This is a genomic window from Streptomyces milbemycinicus, from assembly GCF_002154605.1.
Taxonomy (GTDB): Bacteria; Actinomycetota; Actinomycetes; order Streptomycetales; family Streptomycetaceae; genus Streptomyces; species Streptomyces milbemycinicus.
The window spans coordinates 12,314-33,250 of record NZ_MUNE01000187.1 but is presented as its reverse complement, the minus strand read 5'-3'; the positions used below and the strand labels follow the sequence as shown (position 1 = coordinate 33,250).

At 69.4% G+C, this 20,937-nt stretch carries 21 protein-coding genes and 1 pseudogene; 9 read left to right on the top strand and 13 right to left on the bottom strand.

Features of this window, described 5'->3' with window-relative positions:
• The coding region (locus tag CCN51_RS16735; RefSeq protein ID WP_211303230.1) for an MFS transporter at nt 1–1,366 on the top strand (1,366 nt) is incomplete at its 5' end.
• Here CCN51_RS16735 and CCN51_RS16730 read toward each other — a convergent pair.
• Nucleotides 1,341–1,799: a DUF2000 domain-containing protein gene (locus tag CCN51_RS16730; RefSeq protein ID WP_086013671.1), complete on the bottom strand. Its 459-nt coding sequence runs from the start codon at nt 1,797–1,799 to the stop codon at nt 1,341–1,343. The genes CCN51_RS16735 and CCN51_RS16730 overlap by 26 nt on opposite strands.
• A gap of 49 nt (nt 1,800–1,848) precedes the next feature.
• Between CCN51_RS16730 and CCN51_RS16725 the strand changes: the two genes are divergently transcribed.
• From CCN51_RS16725 to CCN51_RS16705, 5 genes are all read left to right on the top strand, one after another.
• Entirely contained in the window at nt 1,849–2,679 is an 831-nt protein-coding gene (locus CCN51_RS16725) for an AraC family transcriptional regulator (protein WP_086859688.1), read from the top strand.
• A gap of 130 nt (nt 2,680–2,809) precedes the next feature.
• Complete coding sequence (locus CCN51_RS16720) at nt 2,810–3,157, top strand: DUF1330 domain-containing protein (protein WP_014178189.1); 348 nt, start codon at nt 2,810–2,812, stop codon at nt 3,155–3,157.
• 172 nt (nt 3,158–3,329) lie between these two features.
• Nucleotides 3,330–3,929 carry a TetR/AcrR family transcriptional regulator gene (locus CCN51_RS16715; RefSeq protein ID WP_238545420.1) on the top strand — a complete coding sequence of 200 codons (600 nt, stop codon included), beginning with the start codon at nt 3,330–3,332 and terminating at the stop codon, nt 3,927–3,929.
• Between the two features lie 49 nt (nt 3,930–3,978).
• Nucleotides 3,979–4,650, top strand: coding sequence for an enoyl-CoA hydratase-related protein (locus CCN51_RS16710; protein ID WP_014178191.1), 672 nt, complete (start codon nt 3,979–3,981; stop codon nt 4,648–4,650).
• Between the two features lie 32 nt (nt 4,651–4,682).
• A complete protein-coding gene (locus tag CCN51_RS16705; protein WP_014178192.1) occupies nt 4,683–5,162 on the top strand; it encodes a PaaI family thioesterase in 480 nt (159 codons plus the stop codon).
• 52 nt (nt 5,163–5,214) lie between these two features.
• Here the strand turns inward: CCN51_RS16705 and CCN51_RS16700 are convergent, their stop codons facing one another.
• Nucleotides 5,215–5,922, bottom strand: coding sequence for an aminoglycoside 3'-phosphotransferase (locus CCN51_RS16700; protein WP_238545421.1), 708 nt, complete (start codon nt 5,920–5,922; stop codon nt 5,215–5,217).
• A pseudogene (locus CCN51_RS59975) lies at nt 5,865–6,068 on the bottom strand (hypothetical protein); the annotation flags it as partial. The gene CCN51_RS16700 and the pseudogene CCN51_RS59975, both read right to left, overlap by 58 nt.
• 205 nt (nt 6,069–6,273) lie before the next feature.
• On the opposite strand from CCN51_RS59975, the gene CCN51_RS16695 reads away from it, so the two are divergent.
• Nucleotides 6,274–9,096, top strand: a complete 2,823-nt coding sequence (locus tag CCN51_RS16695) for an AfsR/SARP family transcriptional regulator (RefSeq protein ID WP_043487322.1) — start codon at nt 6,274–6,276, stop codon at nt 9,094–9,096.
• Here CCN51_RS16695 and CCN51_RS16690 read toward each other — a convergent pair.
• Entirely contained in the window at nt 9,080–9,769 is a 690-nt protein-coding gene (locus tag CCN51_RS16690; protein ID WP_014178195.1) for a glycoside hydrolase family 11 protein, read from the bottom strand. The two genes, CCN51_RS16695 and CCN51_RS16690, sit on opposite strands and share 17 nt — an antisense overlap.
• A gap of 617 nt (nt 9,770–10,386) precedes the next feature.
• Here CCN51_RS16690 and CCN51_RS16685 point away from each other — a divergent pair.
• Nucleotides 10,387–10,965 (top strand): DUF4232 domain-containing protein, encoded by a 579-nt coding sequence (locus tag CCN51_RS16685; RefSeq protein WP_014178196.1) that lies wholly within the window; start codon nt 10,387–10,389, stop codon nt 10,963–10,965.
• Nucleotides 10,966–11,010: 45 nt separating this feature from the next.
• Here the strand turns inward: CCN51_RS16685 and CCN51_RS16680 are convergent, their stop codons facing one another.
• Both CCN51_RS16680 and CCN51_RS16675 read right to left on the bottom strand, forming a co-directional pair.
• Nucleotides 11,011–11,427, bottom strand: coding sequence for a hypothetical protein (locus CCN51_RS16680; RefSeq protein WP_014178197.1), 417 nt, complete (start codon nt 11,425–11,427; stop codon nt 11,011–11,013).
• Nucleotides 11,428–11,615: 188 nt separating this feature from the next.
• Nucleotides 11,616–12,776 (bottom strand): alpha-hydroxy-acid oxidizing protein, encoded by a 1,161-nt coding sequence (locus CCN51_RS16675; protein WP_014178198.1) that lies wholly within the window; start codon nt 12,774–12,776, stop codon nt 11,616–11,618.
• 108 nt (nt 12,777–12,884) lie between these two features.
• On the opposite strand from CCN51_RS16675, the gene CCN51_RS57415 reads away from it, so the two are divergent.
• Nucleotides 12,885–15,101, top strand: coding sequence for an Lrp/AsnC family transcriptional regulator (locus CCN51_RS57415; RefSeq protein WP_014178199.1), 2,217 nt, complete (start codon nt 12,885–12,887; stop codon nt 15,099–15,101).
• Between the two features lie 150 nt (nt 15,102–15,251).
• On the opposite strand, the gene CCN51_RS16660 is transcribed toward CCN51_RS57415, so the two are convergent.
• The 7 genes from CCN51_RS16660 to CCN51_RS16640 all read right to left on the bottom strand — a co-directional run bounded on the left by CCN51_RS16660 (nt 15,252) and on the right by CCN51_RS16640 (nt 20,539).
• Nucleotides 15,252–15,998, bottom strand: a complete 747-nt coding sequence (locus CCN51_RS16660) for an FG-GAP repeat domain-containing protein (RefSeq protein WP_014178200.1) — start codon at nt 15,996–15,998, stop codon at nt 15,252–15,254.
• A gap of 169 nt (nt 15,999–16,167) precedes the next feature.
• Nucleotides 16,168–16,320, bottom strand: coding sequence for a hypothetical protein (locus CCN51_RS54970; protein WP_014178201.1), 153 nt, complete (start codon nt 16,318–16,320; stop codon nt 16,168–16,170).
• Nucleotides 16,321–16,768: 448 nt separating this feature from the next.
• Entirely contained in the window at nt 16,769–16,894 is a 126-nt protein-coding gene (locus CCN51_RS59230) for a hypothetical protein (RefSeq protein WP_014178202.1), read from the bottom strand.
• A complete protein-coding gene (locus CCN51_RS16655) occupies nt 16,888–17,301 on the bottom strand; it encodes a TetR/AcrR family transcriptional regulator (RefSeq protein WP_014178203.1) in 414 nt (137 codons plus the stop codon). Before CCN51_RS16655 ends, CCN51_RS59230 begins: the two co-directional genes overlap by 7 nt.
• A gap of 513 nt (nt 17,302–17,814) precedes the next feature.
• On the bottom strand, nt 17,815–18,336 hold the full coding sequence (locus tag CCN51_RS16650) for a nucleotidyl transferase AbiEii/AbiGii toxin family protein (RefSeq protein WP_014178205.1): 522 nt from the start codon (nt 18,334–18,336) through the stop codon (nt 17,815–17,817).
• Nucleotides 18,333–18,680, bottom strand: coding sequence for a hypothetical protein (locus CCN51_RS16645; protein WP_014178206.1), 348 nt, complete (start codon nt 18,678–18,680; stop codon nt 18,333–18,335). Before CCN51_RS16645 ends, CCN51_RS16650 begins: the two co-directional genes overlap by 4 nt.
• Nucleotides 18,681–19,294: 614 nt before the next feature.
• On the bottom strand, nt 19,295–20,539 hold the full coding sequence (locus tag CCN51_RS16640; RefSeq protein ID WP_014178207.1) for a PP2C family protein-serine/threonine phosphatase: 1,245 nt from the start codon (nt 20,537–20,539) through the stop codon (nt 19,295–19,297).
• Between the last annotated feature and the right edge of the window lie 398 nt (nt 20,540–20,937).

Genomic DNA, 20,937 nt, shown 5'->3' with positions numbered 1-20,937 from the left:
CCCGGCACCCCCGGCACCCCTGGCCCTCCTGGGCATCTCGCTCGGCTACTTCATGGTGCTGCTCGACACCACCGTGCTGTCCGTCGCCGAACCGGATCTCGCCGCCTCGCTGCACACCTCCGTGGCCGGCCTCCAGTGGGCGACCACCGGCTACACGGTCGTCTTCGCCGCTCTGCTGCTGTCCGCGGGAGCGCTGTCCGACCGGCTGGGCGCCCACCGTGTCTTCCGCGCCGGCATCGCGCTGTTCGCGGCGGGGTCCGCGCTGTGCGCCCTGGCCCCGACCGTGGGCGCCCTCATCGCCGTACGGGCGGTCCTCGGGGCGGCGGCGGCCGCCTGCGTACCGTCGTCACTGGCGCTGATCGGCCGCCTGTACCCGGACCCGGCCCGGCGCGCCCGGGCCGTCGCGACCTGGGCGGCGATCAGCGGCGCGGCCGTCGCCGCGGGTCCACTGGCGGGCGGGGCGCTGGTGGGCGTCGCGGGCTGGCGTGCGGTCTTCCTCATCAACGTCCCACTCGGCGCCCTGGTCCTCGCTCTGACCGCGACCCGGCAGCTGCGCTGTCCGCGCGGCGACCGCGACCTGGACTGGCCGGCCCAGCTCGCCGCCTGCGTATGCCTGGCGCTGGCCACGGACGGCCTCATCGCGGCGGGCGCCCAGGCGTGGGGCCACACCGCCGCCGCGCTGACCGGTGCCGCCGCGACGGCCGTGGTCTTCGCCAGGCTTGAACGCCGTAGCTCCGCCCCTGTGCTCAACCCGGCGCTGCTGGGCTCCGGGGCGGTCCGCGCGGGCCTCGCCGCCGGTGCGGCGGTGAACTTCACCCTCACCGGCACCCTCTTCGTCCTCCCGCTGCTCCTCCAGGCGCGCGGTATGGGACCCCTGGTCACCGGGCTGGCCTTCCTCCCCCTCACCGTGCCGTTCGCCGTGAACCCGCCGCTGACCGGGAGAATCGTCGCGAAGTCCGGTCCGCGGCTCCCCGTACTCGCCGGACTGGCACTCCTCGCCTCCGGCACCGCCGCCCTCGCCCTCGCGGCCCGCGCCGACGCCCGCTACGCCTGGCTGGCCGTGGGCCTGCTGCTGACCGGCCTCGGCGTCTCCTTCGCGCTCCCCGCCCTGGTCACCGCCGTGGTCAGCGGCGCCCCGCAGAGCGCGACCGGAGCGGCCGGCGGCCTCCTCAACGCCGCCCGCCAGGCGGGCGCGAGCCTCGGCGTCGCCATGATGGGCGCGCCTCTCATGGCGGGCGGGGCGACCGGGGCGACCGGGGCCTCCGGGATGACCGGGACGTTCTGGGCCTTTCTGATGGCGGCCGTCGCCTGCGCCGCCACGGGCATCTGGTTCGCGGCGCTCAGGGGTGCATCCGAGCGCCCTTGATCACCTTGTCGACCGCGTTCCGCGGCCCGTACACGGCGAGCCCCACCAGATCCAGCTGGTCCTTCGGTACGGCCCGTACCGTGGCGCGGTTGTCCCGGTCGTTGCCGGTGGTGAAGAGGTCGGAGGTGAACACCGCCCGGGGGAGCGAGCGGGACAGGGCACGGGCGTGCGCCGCGGTCAGCGTCTCCTTCGTCCCCTCGAAGACCAGGACGGGCTGGCGGAACATCGGCAGATACGGGGTGCCGTCGGCGTCGGCGTACGGTTCGCCGATCACCTCGGGCAGCTCCGAGCCGAGGCCGCTGACCAGGAACGCGGTCACATTCAGCCGCTGCCAGGGCTGCAGGTCCTCCCGCAGCACCACGGCGATCTTCGTATCGAAACGTACGGGGGCGGTCTCAGCGGTCATGGCCGTGTCGCTCGTCGTGCTTGTCATGCTTCGAGGCTGCCGACCGCCCCGCCGTACCGTCTTGTACGTTTCTTGCATGGTGTCCCCGCAAGAGGTATCCGCGTGGCGCCCGCAGGTCCGGGGCGTCGTCGAGGTCTTCCATGCCCACTTCACCGAGCACGCGTACCCGATGCACGTGCACGACGTATGGACCCTGCTGATCGTCGACAACGGCGCGGTCCGCTACGACCTGAACCGCCGCGAATGCGGCACCCCCAACGACACGGTGTCCCTGCTCCCCCCGCAGGTGCCGCACAACGGCTCACCCGCCACCCCGCAGGGCTTCCGCAAGCGGGTGGTCTATCTGGACCTGTCCCAGCTGGACGAAGGGCTCATCGGCCCGGCGGTGGACCACCCGGACATGGTCGATCCCCTCCTGCGCCGACGCATCGGACAGCTGCACGCGGCCTTGGCCCAGCGCGGCGACGAACTGGAAGCGGAGAGCCGCCTCGCCCTGATCGGCGAACGGCTGCGCGGCCACCTGCGGCCCCGGCTCGCCGCCCCGCCACCCAAAACGGACCTCGGCGTGGCGCACAGCCTGCGGGAACTCCTCGACGAGCGGCTGTCGCACGGCGTGACCCTGGACGATGCCGCCAAGCTGGTGCACGCCCACCCCACCCACCTGGTCCGGGCGTTCAGCGCGGCCTTCGGCATCGCCCCGCACCAGTACCTGATGGCCCGGCGGGTCGACCACGCCCGGCGGCTGCTCCTCGACGGCCGGCCGCCCGCGGAGGTGGCGACCGAGGTCGGCTTCTACGACCAGTCGCATCTGACCCGGCACTTCAAACGCTTCGTGGGCGTCACCCCGGGGCGCTACGCCCGGAAGGCCCGCCCCACCCGCGGCCGGCCGCGCGGCGAAGCGGCCTGAGAGCGGGGGCGACGCCCCGGCTGATGACCTGGTCGATTACCTGGCAGGTCATCGACCCCGACATCCCCCGTGCGCCACGATCGTCGGCATACGGAGCCCCATGGCCCCACCGACCGGAAGGACGCCACCCATGTCTGCCTACGTCATAGGTCATCTGCGGGAGGCCGCCCCGCACCCGGAGATCGCGGAGTACATGGAGCGCATCACCGCCACCTTCGAGCCGTACGGCGGCCGGTTCCTCGTACACGGCACACAGCACGAGGTGAAGGAGGGCAGCTGGCCCGGGCATGTCGTGGTGATCGGCTTCCCGGGGATCGCCGAGGCGCGGGCCTGGTGGGACTCGCCCGCGTACCAGGAGATCGCCCCGCTGCGCTCGCGCCACATCGAGGGCGACATCATCCTGGTCCCCGGCCTCCCCGAGGGCTACGACCCGGCGTCCACCGCGAAGGCGATACGGGAGGCGGTGTCCGCCGCGTAGCCCTGCGGAACTCGCCTCGCCCGCCCATTCCGACGAGGTCGACGCCCCGCTCCTGAACCCTTGCATGTTCTATGCCATACAGCATAAGTTACCGCCAGGTAGTGAGACCTGCGGGAAGGCTTCCGGCATGCGGCGGGACGGTGACAACGCTGGTAGTGGCGCGGTCGGCGGCGTGAGCCGGCGCAGGAGCGACAGCCGTGACCGGATGGTGCTGAGCGCGGCGGAGCTGCTGCGTGAGTACGGCGCCGGCGCCACGAGCATAGATCGGGTCCTCGCACACAGCGGAGCCCCGCGCGGCTCCGTCTACCACCACTTTCCCGGTGGGCGGGCGCAGCTGATCGACGAGGCGGTGACGCTCGCCGGTGACTTCATCGCCGGTCTGATCGAGACCGCCGCAGAGGCCGACGGCCCGCTCGCGGTGGTCGACTCGTTCTTCGCGCTGTGGCATGACCGGCTCGTCGAGAGCGGCTTCCGGGCCGGCTGCCCCATCGTGGCGGTGGCCGTGGAGACCAACGACGACGCCCCGCACCTCGCCCGCTCCGCCGGCGCGGTCTTCGCCCGCTGGCAGGAGGCGCTGGCCGCCCTGCTCGTCCGGCACGGCCTGCCCGAAGCGCGGGGGAGGCGGCTGGCCGCGTTCATCATCGCCGCGGTGGAAGGCGCCGTGATCATGTGCCGGGCCGAGCAGAGCACCGCCCCGCTCGAGGCGGCCGCCGCCGAGATCCACGACCTGCTGGGCCACGCCCTGCGCGCAGGGCCCGCCCCGCACCCATGACCCGCCGTCTGCGATCTGCGTGTACCCGCCCCTGTGTGAAGGAGTAGCCATGCCCACGCTGGACCGCCAGGACAACGTCTTCGTACTCGACCTCGGGGACGGCGAGAACCGCTTCCACCCCGACTGGCTCGCCTCCGTCAAAGCCGCGCTGGACGAGGTCCGGGCGGCGGAGGGGCCCCGCGCCCTGGTGACGGCCGCCACGGGCAAGTTCTACTCCAACGGCCTGGACCTGGACTGGCTGCTCGCCCACGCCGACCAGCACCACGACTACGTCGTCTCCGTACACGACCTCCTGGCCCGGATGCTGTCCCTACCGCTGGTGACCGTGGCCGCGCTGCAGGGGCACACCTTCGCGGCGGGCGCGATGTTCTCGCTGGCCCATGACGTCCGCGTGATGCGCGCCGACCGCGGCTACTGGTGTCTGCCCGAGGCGGACATCAACATCCCCTTCACCCCGGGCATGTCCGCCCTCATCCAGGGCCGGCTGGCCCCGCGGACCGCCCATGAGGCCATGGTCACCGCCCGCCGCTACGGCGGCCACGACGCGCTCACCGCGGGCATCGTCGACCGTACGGTGGCCGAGGCCGCCGTCCGGTCGACCGCCATCGAGTTCGCCGCGGCGCAGGTGGGCAAGGCCGGAGACACCCTCGGCACCATCAAGACCCGGATGTACGCCCCCGTCCTGGCCGCCCTGCGCGACAAGGACATCCCCCTCGGCTGACGCCGACGCACCCCGCAAGGAAGCCCCGCCCCATGTCGACCACAGACCTCTCCGGCCTCTCTGGCCTCTCTGGCCTCTCCGGCCTCGACCTCATGCGCTGGATACAGTCCGAGCGCCCCACCGACATCCCCTCCATCGGCCGCCTGCTCGGCATGCGCTTCGACGAAGTCGACCACGGACGCATCGTCGTCTCCCTCGACACCCGCCCCGACTTCGCCAACCCCCTCGGCACCGTCCACGGCGGCATCGCCGCCACCCTCCTCGACTCGGCCATGGGCTGCGCCGTCCACACCACCCTCCCCGCCGGCGTCGGCTACACCACGCTGGAACTGAAGGTGAACTACATCCGCGCCGCCCGCACCGAAGGCCAGACCCTCACCGCCGAAGGCACCGTCATCCACTCCGGCCGCCGGACGGCGACGGCCGAAGGCAAGGTGCTGGACGAACAGGGAAAGCTGATCGCCCACGCCACGACCACCTGTCTGATCGTCGGAGCCGGGCGGGAGGCGTAACCGCTGAGGGAGGGGCAGGGGCTGCCGTACGGCCCGGCGTCGGGACCATGGCTCAGGTCGCGGCCCACAGACGTCGGTAGAAGTCGATTCGCTCCGGGTCGGGACTGATGCCGTAGCCGTCAAGGAGCGTGTCATCCCAGCCCGGCCCGTAGTTCCACTCGGTGCTCCATGTGGCCACGGCCAGGTCCGCCCACCGGTCGGCGAGGCCGAGGGCGCCCATGTCCACATGGGCGGACCATGTGCCGTCCGAGTTCAGGAGCGTGTTGGGCGCGCAGGGATCCCCATGGCATACGACCAGGTGGTCGATCGGCGGCGGCGCGGGCAGATCCGCGGGCACCTCGGCGCCCGCGCGCCGGGCCACGTCCAGCCGGTGGTCGACGGACCAGCTGAACGGGCAGTCGTCCACCGGCAGCCGCTCATGCAGCGCCCGTAGCGCCGTCCCCAGCGCCCGTACGGCCGTCCGCGGGTCCGCCTTCCACCGGGGGCTGACGGCGCTCTCGCCGGGCAGCCCCCTGGTGATCATCCAGGTCCCGTCCTCATCGGCTCCAAGATCCAGAACCTGAGGAACGGGCGTATAGCGACGGGCCCAGCGCAGGCGAGTGGCCTCAACCTCCAGATCCGCCCCCGAGCCCTTCGGATCCCACTTGGCGAACAGCCGGTCGTCCCCGCTGCCGAGCTGGAAGGTCAGGCCTCCCAACTCGTTCAGCCATACGGGCAACATCGGCCGGTCTCCGGCCAGAGCGGTGATCGGTGCGGGCACGCGTACATCGCGAGGCGGCGGTCCGGAGTAATGCATACGCGCATGCTCTTACTTGGCGTGGGCGACGTCTTCGTCACGTATCCGACGTGGTAGCCGATGTTGCTCGTCGTCCCCTTGACGTCGAGGACCATGCGGTCGTAGCACGTGTGTTTGCCCGTAACTGATCCGGGAGAGAGTGAGCGGCCCTTCCGTGATCTTCACTCTTCCGTAGGGACGGCCGGGCCCCATCCGCCCAGGTACTCAGCTCCGGCCACGTAACTACTCACCTTGGTGGAACCTTGGCTGAAACTTGAACTGGCTGGTTGGGGCACGTCTTGCAAAAGTGGACCTTCTGGCAACGGGGGTGGGGATATGCCGATTGAGTTCCGTGTGCTCGGCGATGTCGGGGCATATGTCGACGGAAAAGCGCTGGATCTGGGCCATGCGCAGCAGCGCTCGGTTCTGGCGGTGCTGTTGGCGGAGGCCCGGCGCACAGTGTCGGCCGATCAACTCGTCGACCGGATCTGGGGCGAGGGCACCCCGCAGCGCGCCAAGGGGACGCTGTACAGCTATCTGTCCCGTTTGCGGGGTGTGCTGGCGGTGGCCGAGGACGAGTGCCGGATCGCTCGGCGCCCGGGCGGTTACGCGCTGCTGGCCGCCCCTGACTCCGTGGACCTGCACCGCTTCCGCGCCCTGGTCGAGCAGGCCCGGGCCGTCGGCGAGGCATCGGTGGCCGCGCCGCTGTTCGATCAGGCGCTGGGGGAGTGGCGGGGGGACTTCGGCGCGTCCTGCGACACCCCGTGGTTCGGTTCCGTACGGGAGGGATTACGGCAGGAGCGGCTGGCCGCCCTGCTGGACCGCTACGAAACCCTGCTTCTGCTCGGCCGCCATGGAGAGCTGCTGGCCGAACTGTTCACCCTCGTCGAGGAGCAGCCGTTCAACGAGCGGCTGGCCGGCCACATCATGCTGGCGCTGTACCGCAGCGGGCGCGTCGCGGATGCGCTGACCCGCTACGACGTCTTCCGGCGCCGGCTGGCCGAGGAGCTGGGCGCCGACCCGGGGCCCCAGCTCAGACAGTTGCACCAGCAGATCCTCACCGCGGACCTGGAGCTCACCCCTGCGCCCACTCCTCAGACGGCCCGCCACCCGGTCCCCGCGCATCTGCCGGCCCCGCCCCCCAGATTCACCGGCCGTACCCATGAACTGGACCGGCTGGCCCGCCTCCTGGACGGCCGGGCCGGGGCCGGAGACCCCAGGGCGATCGTGGCGATCACCGGTCCCGGCGGCATCGGCAAGACCTGGCTGGCCCTGCACTGGGCCCACCAGCATCTGCGGGACTTCCCGGACGGGCAGCTCTACGTCAACCTCCGCGGCTTCGACCCCTCCGCAGAACCCGTCCCGGTGGCGGCGGCCATACGCGGCCTCCTCGACGCCCTCGGCGCCGACCCCGCGGCCATCCCCTCGGATGTGGAGGGGCAGGCCGGGCTGTACCGGAGCCTGGTGGCGGGCAAACGCCTGCTCGTGCTGCTCGACAACGCCCGCGACAGCGACCAGGTCCGGCCCCTGCTGCCCGGCAGCCCCACCTGTACGGCGCTGATCACCAGCCGCCACCGCCTCACCGGGCTCGCCGCCACCCACGGAATCCGCGCCCTCGGCCTCGACGTACTCTCCGAAACCGAGGCCCGCACCCTGCTCACCCGCCACCTCGGCGACCACCGCGTGGCCGACGAACCCGCGGCCGCTCACATGCTCCTGGACCGATGCGGGGGCCTTCCGCTCGCCGTCAGCATCCTCTCCGCCCGCGCCGTCGCCCATCCGGACCTCCCCCTCTCGGCCCTCGCCGAGGAGGTCGAGGAGGCCGCCACCAGGCTCGACGCCCTGGACACCGGCGATGTCGCCGCGGATCTGCGGGCCGTGTTCGCCTCCTCGTACCGGGCCCTCGCGGCCGACGTGGCGAAGACGCTGAGCCTCCTCGGCCTCGCCCCGGGCCCGGACATCAGCGTCCCCGCCGCCGCGAGCCTCACCGGTCTCCCCGCGCCCCGGGTCCGTGACCATCTGCGCACCCTGCAGGCCGCACACCTGCTCCAGCAGCACACCCCGCACCGCCACCGTATGCATGACCTGGTCCGCCTCAACGCCGCCGAACAGGCCGAGACCCTGCCGACCGACCACCGCCAGTCCGCCCGCCACCGCCTGCTGGACTTCTGCCTCCACAGCGCCTGCGCCGCCGCCGAGCTCCTGGACCCGCACGGGGACCGGATCGCCCGGCCCGACCCCCGACCAGGCGTCACACCGGAGGCGTTCGCGGACGAGGAGGACGCCCTCAGGTGGTTCACCGTCGAGCATCCGTTCCTGCTCGGCGCCATGGACCTCGCCCGCGCCTTCGGCTTCGACTCCCACGTATGGATGCTGGCCCAGGCCCTCGAGCCGTTCTTCGACTACCGCGGCCACTGGCGCGACTGGGCCGACACCCAACACACCGCGCTGCTCGCCGCACAGCGGCTCGGCGAGCTGACCTGGCAGGCCGACGCCCACCGCGGCCTGGGCGCGGCCTACACCCAGATCAAGCGCCTCGACGACGGGCACACCCACTACCAGCACGCGCTCGACCTCTACGGCCGCGCGGGCGAGCGCCTGGGACAGGCCCATGCGTACCGCGGCCTGAGCTGGGTGTTCGTAGAGCAGGACCGGCTGCGCGAAGCGCTCGTCCACAACGAACGGGCGCTCGCGCTCTACCGGCAGGCGGACCACCGGACCGGACGGGCCAAGTCGCTCAACAACGCCGGATGGCTGCACGCCATGCTCGGCGAATACGAGCACTCGCTCGACTACTGCACCGAGGCCGTCGAGCTCAACCAGAAGTCCGGAAACCGGCACGCCGAGGCCGGGGCGTGGGACAGCCTCGGCTACGCCCATCACCACCTGGGCAGTTACGCCGACGCCGTGAACTGCTACCAGCGCGCCCTCGACCTCGTGCGAGGGTTCGGCGACCGGTGCGGGGAGGTCGAGATCCTCAGCCACCTCGGCGACAGCCACGGCGCGCGCAACGCACCCGACCTGGCCCGGTCCGTATGGCAGCAGGCGCTGAGGATCGCCGACGAGATCGACCACACGGCCGCCGACGAACTCCGCAAGAAGCTCAATGATTCGGACTACTCGGAAACGGGGGACGGGACGTTCAGCCACTCACCGTGAGATTCGAGTTCCCGCTGCTCTGATATCCCTCGGTCGCGAGGATCATGTAGTACTTGAAGGTGCCCAGATTCATTCCGGAACGGGCCCAGGCGTCGAAGTGATTGCCCGTGGTGATGGTCCCGCCCGTTTTCTTCGACTGCCGGACGCTCCAGTACTGATTGAACGTGCGAGTGCCTTCGACGGAGGGCGCGTTGTAGCGCGTCGTCATGTAGATGTCGTACGTGCCGCCGTCGCTGGTGACCGCGCCCTTGTAGGTGCCCGTGGGCCGGTAGGTGCCCCAGTTGTCGACGATGTAGTACTCCACGAGCGGGTTTGAGGTCCACCCATAGAGAGCTAAATAGCCATTGCCGGACGGGTTGAAGCTGCCGGAGTAGTTCACACTCCGGCGTCCGCCGTTGCTCCAGCCCTTACCGCAGACGAAATTGCCACAGTTGGTCCACGAGGTCCGGTAACTGCCGCCGGACGCAAGGGTCATGGCGACCGACCCGCCGCCATCGGTCCAGAACGAGTAGTAGAAGCCGTTGTTGGTGCCGGTCTGGTTCGTGGTGATGGTCGTGTCGGCGTACGCGGTGCCGGGGAGCATCAGCCCGGTCGTGGCCAGCGCCAAGGCGCCGGCGCGGCCGATGAAGTCCCTGCGGTTGACCGGGCGTGCGGGGGCGTTGTCCTCGTGCATGACTTTCTCCTCATGAAGGCCGGCGGGTGGCCAGGCAGCGCGATACGACCTGGCGGGTTCTGGCGTGAGTTCCGGCGGGCCTGTCGATGGCCCGGGTGACGCCGACCGCGCATCGGCGTGGCGTGCCGTCAGTGTTGAACCGGCTCCGTTGAGTGTCAACAGTTTCCGCAAGGATTACGGAAACTCCGTCCCGGCCGGAGATCTCTTGGGAAGGCATAGCCCCTGGTCATTGACCATTCTCGGCTGGTCGACTCCGGGGCGGTTAATGGAATCTCCGGTCCGGAGATCAGAATCCCGGCAGGCGTCTCCGAAAAGTTCCGGAAGATTTCCGGACCGCGCTGCGGCCCGGAAGGCCGTCAGCGCCGAGGCTGATAGGGCGGGAATCGCACGGGGTCGGTGAAGTCCTGGTCCGCGTCGGCCAGCGGGCGCGCAGCAGGGCGGCGATCCGCTGGACCCAGGCGGTGAGGTGGGGCAGGGCCCGGCACCTTGGGCGGGGCGGGAACGCGCAGGTCGGCGGCCTGTTAGCGGTGCGTTAGCGGATCACCAGCGCCGCCCGACAGTGTTCTGTCACGCCTCGAAGGACGGGGACGACGACGCCCACGACAGCAGGGGGAACCATGTCGGGCCACACCGCACTTGGCCACCTACGCAAGGTCACCGCCGCCGCGGTGGTCGCCACCGCTGCCGCCTTCGGACTGATTGCGTGCCAGGACAACGCGGAAGCCAACGCGCCCTCGCCCTCCGCCGCCGCGCCCACGGACTCCGGTAGCTGCACCACCGGCCAACTGAGCGCCAAGTGGTACGCCGATGTCGTCGGCGGCGCCCCGGTCATGTCCAGCGACGAGCAGCAGACCACCGCCGTGAAGTTCGAGAACACCAGCGACAGCAGCTGCACCATGTACGGCTTCCCCGGCGTGCAGATCAAGGACGGCTTCGGCAAGACCTGGGACCTGCAGCGTTCCGCGGAGAAGCCTTCCCGGGTCACGCTGAAGCCGGGCGGTCACACCTACTTCACCATCCAGCTGCTGCCCACGACCGACACCGGCGCCCGCAAGGTCGTGCCCGCGACGGTGCTGGTCACCCCGCCGGACCAGAAGTCGCACTACGAGCTGAGCTGGCCCTACGGCGGCCGCCTCCTGGACCAGTCCGGAGCCACCCACCCGGGCACATACGTCAACCCGGTCAACGCCTCCTGATCCGCATCCCCCGTGGCGAGTTCTCCTGGTGGCCTTATGCCCCGATCACCCCGAGGTCGAGCTCGTGCAGCTGGCGGTGAGGGTGGAGCCGGGCTTGTTCTTCTTCGTCTCCTCGTCCATGAGCTTGCCATTGACGAATATCTGGCAGCCGATTTCCTTCTTCGGGTCCACTGAACCCGTTTGCAGCGACAGCGACCTTCCCGGCTTCACCTTGAACTTCTTCGACCACGGCGTCTTGACCTCGTCGAGATCCAGGTCCGTATCGCCGCTGCTGTTCTTGGTGTCGGTATAGAGGTCCGAGTTGATACCGGGGATGTATACGCTCGCGGGCGAATCCCCCGTCACCTTGAATTCGACAGTCACCATGCTGTCGCCGGCGCCGTCCTTGTCGCCGTCGTCCGAACAGCCTGCCAGCAGGGCACCCGTGATGACCAGACAGGCCGCGGCCTTGTGTGTACGCATTGTTCCCCAACGGTATTTTCGCGCAGCCGCCTATGGATTCCGTGCGACCGGCCGCGAGTAATCCTCACATGTTTTCCGCAGGGGGAGCCAGCGATTCTGCCGGGTCCCTGGATCAGTTCCGCTGCACCGGAGATAACTTGAGGGCCTCAACTCGTAAGGCGGGTCGTCGGGTGGGGCTGTCGCGGTGGTCAGATGAGGCGGCGGAGCGCGTCGGGGGTGAGGTCGGCGAGGGTGGGGTAGCCGTCGACGGCCATGAGCAGATCGGCCTCGGCCAGCAGGGAACGCAGGACGTGGACGACGCCGTCAGCGCCGGCGAGAGCCAGGCCGTAGAGATAGGGACGGCCGATGCCGACCGCGGTGGCACCCAGGGCGAGGGCCTTGATCACGTCCGCCCCGGTGCGTACGCCGGAGTCGAACAGGACCGGCAGGCCGTCGGCGGCCTCGACCACTTCCGGTAGGGCGTTGAGCGCGGGCAGGCCGCCGTTGGCCTGGCGGCCGCCGTGGTTGGAGCAGTAGATGCCGTCCACACCGCCGTCCTTGGCGCGACGGACGTCGTCGGGGTGGCAGATGCCCTTGAGGATCAGCGGCAGGTTGGTGATCGACCGCAGCCAGGGCAGGTCGTCCCAGGTGAGGGGGTTGCCGAAGATCTTCGCCCAGTGCATCACGGTCGCGGCCGGGTCGTCTTCGGGAGCCTTGGCGAGCCGGGAGCGGAAGACCGGGTCGCTGGTGTAGTTGGCCAGGCAGTGGCCGCGGAGCTGGGGGAAGTTGCTGGCCGCCAGGTCACGGGGGCGCCAGCCGGGGATCCAGGTGTCGAGGGTGACCACGATGGCCTTGAAGCCCGCGGCCTCGGCCCGGTGGACCAGACTCTCGGCCACCTCCCGGTCGGTGGGGGTGTAGAGCTGGAAGAAGCCGGGAGTGTCGCCGAACTCGGTGGCGACCTGCTCCATCGGGTCGACGGTCAAGGTGGAGGCGATCATCGGCACGCCGGTACGGGCGGCGGCGCGGGCGGTGGCGAGGTCACCGTGGCCGTCCTGTGCGCACAGACCGACCACGCCGACCGGTGCCATGAGCAGCGGTGTGGGCAGGTGCATCCCGAACAGGTCGACGGACAGGTCGCGCTGGGTGGGGCTGACCATCATGCGGGGGATGAGGCCCCACTGCTCGAACGCGGTGATGTTGGCCCGCTGGGTGTATTCATTGCCCGCGCCGCCGGCCACGTACGAGCGCACCGCGGGCGGCATCGCCGCCTCGGCCAGCGGCTCCAGATCGTCGGAGGTCATGGGCAGGTTTGGCAGCACCCCGCGCAGCCCGTCGAAGTAGATCTCGTTCTGGTAGTCGGCGAAAGCCATGATCCGGTCCTCCTGCACGCCCGCCGGGTGCGGGCTCTCGAAGTCCACAATGGGAGAGTGACGAACGAAAGCCGCAAAACGCAGAATTCTGACTCATAAGCGGAGCTCATGCAGGATGCTGCACCGACGCTGCTGAGAGAGGACGAGCTGGCGCTCATCAGCGCCCTGCAGCTGCGGCCGCGGGCCTCATGGACCGAGCTCGGGCGCGCTCTGGGTGTGGACCCGGTCACCGTCGCCCGCCGCTTCGGCCGCCTGTCCGAGCAGCGCGCCGCCTGGGTGGGGTTCTCACCCGGCCCGCGCCTGTTCGAGCAGATCTGCGTGGCCTTCGTTGTGATCGACTGTGCTCCGGGAGCCACCGCCCAGGTCGCCCTGGCGCTGGGCGCCCACCCCCACATGCTCACCATCGAGCGCGCGGCCGCCGGCCACGACATCCTCGCCACCGTCGCCACCCGCGACCTCCTGGCCCTGTCCCGCTACACCCTCGACCTGCTCCCGCACCTTCCCGGGATCACCACCGTGCAGGCCCGTATCGTCACCCACATGTTCACCGAGGGCGGCCGGTGGCGCATCGCCGCCTTGGCCCCCGGCCAACGCGCCCAGCTGACCGAACGACCCCCAGCCCAAACCCCCGTCGCCCCGGGAGAGATCACCCCCCTCGACCGTGCCCTCGTCACCCGACTCGCCCACGACGGCCGCGCTCCCTACCAGTCCCTGGCCAACGACCTCAACGTCAGCCTCAACACCGCCAAACGCCGCGTCGAACACCTCACCCGCCGCGGCCTCCTACGTTTCCGCTGCGACTTCGCCCGCCCCCTCGGCGGCTGGCCCGTCGCGGTCACCCTCTGGGCCAAAGTCCCACAGGCCTCGACATCGTCGACCGCGCCCTCACCCTGCGCCAGGACAAACTCCTCGGGCACCTCCTGGACCCCCACGGGCGCTCCATCGGCGTCATCCCGCCCGACATCTGGGCGGAGCCGACGGTTTGACGGCGCTGATCACGCCGCTGACCAGCGAAAACGAATGCTGGAATACCCTGGTGGACCATTCGAGATGTTGCCCTGTTTGTTCACATTTAGGCTGTGTATCGTGATGCGAATACACAAGGTCATCCCGTTACTGACGGTCGTTGTCTTCGTGTTGTTGCACGTCTTCGCCTATCCAGGCACACGCTTCTCCAATGACTCATACCGCTACGCTCGCTCAGCGTACGAGTTCTTGGGCGACCCCTACCAGAAGGCCCAGGGCAAAGCGCTGCGGGCCTACTGCGCGGACACGGCGGCCATGCTTCAGCGAAACCGCATGCTGCATCAGATCGAGTTCCGGGCCCCGGTGCGCCGCTATGAGTTCCCCGATTGCCTGGCTCAGCATGCGGATGGCCTCAACCCCAGCAATCCGCGGTACGAGGCCCTCTTTCATGCTCGCCCCGCCTATCCACTGGCGGCCGCACCGTTCGTCCGGCTCTTGGGGGCCAAGGCGGGGCTGACGGCCGTTGCCCTGGGTTTCACGGCGCTCGGAGGGCTGTTGGTCCTGGTGCTCTTGCGAGCGCTGCGTGCACCGCCTCTGCTGGCATGGCTCGGTCAGTGCCTGTACTACGTCACGCCCATCGGGCTGTGGGGCAGTCGGCCCATGACGGAAGGCCCGATGATCGCCCTCATGGCGGCCATGCTGCTCGGTGCGGTGTGGCTGTGCCACGGGCGGCGGGCGGCGGGGGCTCTGCTGTCCGTGGGGGCCTTCGCGCTGGGTTTCGCGGTCAAGTACTCAAGCTTCGCCCTGGTGGCGCCATGCCTGGTGGCGGCGAGTGCCATGGCGCTGATTTTCGTTCCACAGGCCCGGCACAAGGGCACGCACTGCCTGCTCATCGTCTCGCTCCTCGAGTCCTTGGCCGCCTTTGCGATGAGCAGGGTGCTCCGATTGCCTGGATTGAAGGATTCGCTCCAGGACACCTTCTCCCTCCACTGGACGTACTCCGAAGTCGCCGACCCATGGCGCCGACTGGTCCGGCTCGATGTCAACTACTGGTGGCAGTGGCTACAGGGAGAGGCGTTGGCTCCCTCTCTGCTCTTCCTCCTGGCGTTGGGCGCCTGGGGCGCGATCAGCCGCTCGGTGCCCATCGCGCTTTGCCTGATCGCCGTGGGCGGTACGGGCCTGCTGACGGCCGCAGCCCACCCGGTAGCGATGGAGGGCGACAGGCTCTACGTACAGGTGTGGTTGATAGTCGTCGTCGGGCTGCCCCTCCTGGTCGAGCGGCTGCGCATGAGCGGCGGGGCCTCCGGCGCGCTGCCTGCGCGAAGTGATCCTCTGATGAAGAGCGGCGGGCGCCAGTGAAGAACAGTTCGTCCCGAGCACCTGCCCCATGCTGGGACAAAAGCGACGTCCCAATCTTGGCTGCTGGGCTGAGGACGGCCCCTCCACCCTCATGCACCAGGCCGCCCCGGCGCCTCCGGTGTCCGGAGGGCCGACGGCGGCCGGTTGTGGTCAGGAGCAGGGCTTGTAGAACTGGGCCCAGCCGCCGCTGGGCATGGCCGGCGGCTCGGCCGTGGACCCGTACTCGCCGTACTTCTGCATCAGTTCGTAGTCGTACTTCCCCGGGCCGCTGTCCGGCTGCGACAGGCGCACGTCCCGATCCAGTTGCCCGTCACCGGGGTTGTTGAGGATCGCGAGGTCCGGGTAGACGTCGTCGCCGTAGTCGGCGATCCGGAGCTGCTGGACCTCGCCGTGGTCGCCGATGTCGGAGTGCCGGGAGTCGGCGGAGCTCAGATTCGCCCGCTTGAGCGGACCGGGGCGGTATTCCGCGACGCGCGCTGTCGAGGAGTCGTCGATGCCGGACGGCTCGACGAGGTTGACGACCATGTCCAGGGTGCCGTCGTTCTGGAAGTCGGCGACCGCGGCGGACGCGACCTCCCCCTTCTTCGCGCCCAAGAGTTTGCTGACGGCCTGCTTCTCGCCGAACGAACCGTCCGCGGCCCCCCACCGGATCGTCATTTTGGTTCCGGTATGCCCCGGATTCGTGATCTTGTCCGGGTGGCCGTCACCGTCGAGATCGCCGACCAGCGTCGTGGCGCCGACCAGGCAGGGGGCCGTCGCCTCGGTGGCCTTGCCGGACCGTCCTGCGCCGCCCGAGGGCGACGACCCGGCCGCAGTGGCCTGGTAACCGGCGACAGTCAGGGTCAAGGCGACAGCCGCGATCGGGGCGGCGATCAGAAGTGAGCGCTTGCGAAGCATCTACGAACTCCTAATGTCGTTGCTGCAAGGTGAGATATCGGTAACGCCCCGTGAGTGACGGGAATCGAACTCGCGCCCTGGGCTTGGCAGGCACCAGCCCATCACGGCTGATCAGTGCGCTGACCCGGGTAAACGAGAGCAGTCCCCGGTACCCGCTGTTGACCGTGGTCTACCACGCGTCCGGCACGACCCCCGAGAAAGACGAGTCACCGGACTGACCACTCGCGTCGTCCGAGGACTGGCGAGCGGTGGCGAGCATCGCGGCAGTCACCAGCTGACCGGCTCCGGCGACCATACGGACTCGGGGGCGGGCGATCAGCATGGGAAGACCTTCTTCGTCATCAGCGGAGTACTGCACCCAGCGACGTTTCGCCCGGCGTGGTACTCACCTTGCCGATGACGGCTACCGTTCCATTAACGCGCCGCTAACAAGGCGCTGGCGCGATCACAACCGGCGGCCCTACCTGCATGGTCACGAAGGCTCCCGATAGGTCGACTCGGTGGGAACGATGGGGCAGCCAGGCCGGTTCGACACTCACACGCCGACCGACAGGACCGGAACGCGAACGTGCCGAGCGCGGAGTCGGAGGTCTCGGTGTGAGTGAGGGCACGGCGGCGCTTGGACGGCCGCGTCATCGTTGACCTGCGAGGGGGCGTTCGCGCCGTTGTCGCCCGCTCTTAAGGGCACGCGTCCAGGCGAGCTGTGCACGCGGGCTCGACCCTGTGAAGCACTCATTTGAACTGTTCCGGGCCGGCGGTATCAGCCCGGTTCAGCCGACGTTCGGGGAGCCGCGGAACGCCCCGGCCAACACGGAGACCAGCCACCGCTCGATCTGCTCAGGGGGCTCGGCGGCCAGTTCGGTACCTATGGGCGCCAACGCGAGCCAGTTCAGCATGCCGGCCGCGCACCGGATGCGGAAGTAGGGGGGTCGATCCCGACTCGAGCCACCGTCCGCATGACCGCCAAATCCCGTCCGCCGGCCGCCAGTGCGCGCATCATCGGCCTGGCGAACGCCGCGGCCAGATCCTCGACGCCGGATGCGGCGACGAGCGAAGCGACCTCGTCGATCTGCGCGTCCAGATACCGCTCCAGCGCGTTCTCGATCGCCGAATCGCACAGCGCCTTCAGCGACCCGAAGTGGTAGCTCACCGCGGAGACGTTGGCTCCCGCGCGATCTGTGATCTCGCGGAGGGTCACACCCTCCTGACCGCGTCGCGCGAGCAACTCCTGCGTGGCGGCCAACAGGCCGTCCCGCGTCCGCTGGCCGGCCTCGCGGCGTTGATCTGTCCGTTCTGTCGCCATGGACAGAACTCAAACAGCTGCTTGATTTTGCTGTCGAGCGACCGATCCGCACATCCCAATCAGCGGCCAAGGCCGCCCGGAGAGCCGGGCGGCCACTTCACCGGCGCCACTGTGGGCGAGCGGCTTTAGAGCCACACCCAACTCTCCCGGACCGCTTAACAACTTACGGAGCGGATTTGGGCGGTGGCCTGCCCGGTCTGGGGTCGGGCATGGTCAGGGGGCCGTACGCTCGTTGGCGGCTTGGGCAGGCTTTGAACCTGCTCGCCATGAGCACGAGTGCCCCCTGGCCTTGTCCGACGCGGGACCCGGACCGGGGAGGTGCGTAAAGGCGCGGAGCCGCCCCTCAGCCATGACGGCGCTCTTCTCTATAGCCAAGGGCCCGCTGCTGTCGCGCGGCCGGGCGGTCGAGCCAGAGCGGGGCGAAGGCGGGGCGGAGGAGCAGGCCGACCTCAGGTGACCTTAAGACTGCTCTTCTTCGGTGCAACGCTGAAATGCCACGAGGTGGTGGGCGGTTCAGATGTCGTCATCAACTTCCAGCTCGTGAAGTCGCTCTGTGATGTCGTCGGCCCACGACTGCGCCCACCTGCGCAACTCGGCGGTTGACTCTTCGTCCAGGCCGTAGGCGGCGAATTCGGCGTCGTCGATCCAGTCGATGCTGGTGAGCCGGGCTTGGAGGTCGTCGAGGTCGAAGGTGTCGCGGGCATGGCGGCGGCCGAGTGTTTCCAGTTCGGCGTGGCTCCATCGGTCAGCCGCAGCCCGGACATCGATCAGATCGCGTGCGAGCCCGCGGTCGGCCAGCGCGCGCACTTTGGTGCCGACCACGTCTTCAAGGGAAAGCACCAGACCCGTGCGTACCGTCGCCGCGATGTTCTCCATCCGTTCCGGGTTCTCGGTAGCGACGTCCAAATCTTGACTGAGCCGGTCGACCAGCCCGTGCGCTTGCACGGCGTAGCCGCCGGTGAGAACGAGGGGGTAGGGGCCTCCAACGGTGAGTACGTCCGCGAGGAGCCGGCGGTGCAGGTCTGTGAGGTTCACGCGACAGCCGTCGCGTGGGCAGTCAGCTCGGTGAAGGCGCTTTCCCAGGTGTCGCGGATATCGCGGCTGATCAAGGTGCGGAGGACGGGCCACATGCTGATCAGCAGGTCATGGTTGAGGTACTGCACCAGATCGTCGCGCATGCCCTCGGCCAGGACGATCCGGTAGAAGCTCATCCTGAGGCGGGGCCGCTCGAGGTCGAACTGGGTGAGCCCGGACCACGCCATGTGCAGCGGCAGGCTGACAGTGCCGTGGGCCGGGCCGGCGAGCTCCGAGAGCTCAGCCGGTAGCCGCCGTGCGAACTTGGTGCGGCGGAGCTCGGAGACGCTGGGCGTTGATGCCATGACTCGATTATTCCGCAGGGGAGGGTCGCCGGGGCATGCCAGAGCGAAGGAGGCGTCGGCCTGGGGCTCAGCGGCATGTGGATGGGGAAGTCTAGACAACAAACAAGGCCCCGGTCGCTGACCTGTGCCTTCGCCGTGGAGCGGGTGACGGGAATCGAACCCGCGCTCTGAGCTTGGGAATCAATGACCCTCTCAGGGGCTGTAGTGCGGCTGACCAGGGAAAACGTGGCCCAAAGGGCGTGTGTGCGGGGCTTGACTGCGCCGTTTTTGACCGCTGCTGGCTGCTGCGAAGGGCATGGATAGGGCACGAGGCCAGCGGATGCGCAGAAGGCTCTTCGTTTCCGTCGGTTCAGCGGGATGCATCGACTGCAAGCCCACCCGGCCCGCGGCCTGCCTTGCAGAAGCAAGCCCGAGCGCCGCGTCCAGCCGCTGTGGCTGTCTCCGTGCCGGGGTGCCCAGCGGCGAACGCTCCCGTAGCCGCTGAGACCAACGATGGGGGCCGAAGCAGCGTCGGGGCGGGTGCGGTGAGGTGGGGCGAGGCCGCGATGAGCCCCTGTGGGGGCGTGGCGTCGGGCCGCCACGCCCCGCCCGCGGAGCCAGGGGGAACCTGCTGGTCATGCTTCTGCCGTGACGAGATGGTCGGCGGTGCCCCCGCACCACTCGATCAGGAAGAGCGTCGCGTCGTCGGTGGTGACCCCGCCGCGTTCTTGCATCAGGGTGTGGGACAGGCCGCGTACCATTTCCTGTACGCCTTCGCCCACGCACCCCGCGCGGTCCACGAAGTCCAGCAGTCGCTCCTCGCCGAACTGCTCTTCGCCGGTGCGGTGCTCCTCGATGAGACCGTCGGTGAAGAAGAGGATCCGGTCGCCGCGGGACAGCGCCTGGTCGCTGATCTGCGGGATGGCGCCGCCGAAGCCGACGGGCAGGGTGCCCGGGCTCTCCAGCGCCTGGACGACGCGGTGGTCACGGATCAGCAGGGGTGCCGGGTGCCCGGCGTTGACCCATTGCAGGTGGCCGGTTCCGATATCGAGGCGCATCATCTGGGCCGTGACGAAGTGGTCGGGCCCGAACTGCTTGTCGATGGCCGTGTCCATGAACATGTACAGGTCGGCGAGGCCGACGTCGGTGCGTCTGGCGTGCCGGTAGGCGCCGATGGCGACGGTGGCCAGCACGGCGGCGTCCAGCCCGTGACCCATGGCATCGATGACGGCCACGTGCAGGATGTTGTCGTTCAGGGCGTAGTCGAAACTGTCACCCGCGACGTCGTAGGCGGGCTCGAGGATTCCGGCCACCGAGACCTGCGGGGTGACCATGGTCAGCGGGGGCAGCAGTGACCATTGGATCTCCGCGGCCAGGCTCATCGGCTCACGGCGCCGGGCCTGGAAGAACTGATCGGTATAGCTGTTCTTGGTGACCAGCATGTCGGCGACCAGGCCGGCCAGGCGCCGCAGCAACCGCCGGTCGTCGTCATCGACGGTGCTCAGGGTGACGGCCAGCACCCCCACCACGTCGCTGCCGTCCAGCAGCGGCAGGAACATCCGTACGCCATCGGCCTGCGGCTGTTCCACCGTCGCCGCGCTGAGAAAAGCCCTGCCGGCCTGAGAATCGTCGATCCGCTCGGGCTCCCCGACCATGAGTCTCATGCCCGGCAGGGGAGCCAGCATCAGCTGGTCGTAGTCCTGAAGGAGGATCGAGACGTCCCGCCCGCCGATCCTGCCCACTTCCTCCGCGACCAGCGGGGCGATCAGCTGGGGCGGCATCTCGTGAGCCCGGTCCAGCAGCACACCCAGCAGCCGCTCACCGAATCCCTCTGACCGATCCACGGTGACTTTACGGAAGTCCCGTTCACCTTCCGTCATGGCGACCTCGTTTCGCCGCAGCGCCTCACACAGAGGCGAGCCTCAGCGCTGTTCGCCGCATTTTGCTCCTGCTGCCTCCTCCACCCCAGCATCGCGCACATGAGGGTCTGCGACACCTGCCGCCAGGTCGCCGGAGCGCGACCGGTGGCTGAGGCGGCCGAAGCGCAATGTGCGCGCCCCGCCGGAGGCGTCTTGCCGTGGTTCCCGCATCAGCCCGGCGACGCACTCTGAAGATCGCCGTGAGCTGCACAGCCGCAGCCGTCGGTACCGCGTCCTGTTTCCTGGCCTGTAGCGGTGTTCGCACCGTCGAGGCGCAGGCAGAGCGAGGATCACGCGCGCCGACCCTGTACCTCTTCGGGACGACAGCGTCGCGGTCGCGCCACTCGTGGATATTGTCC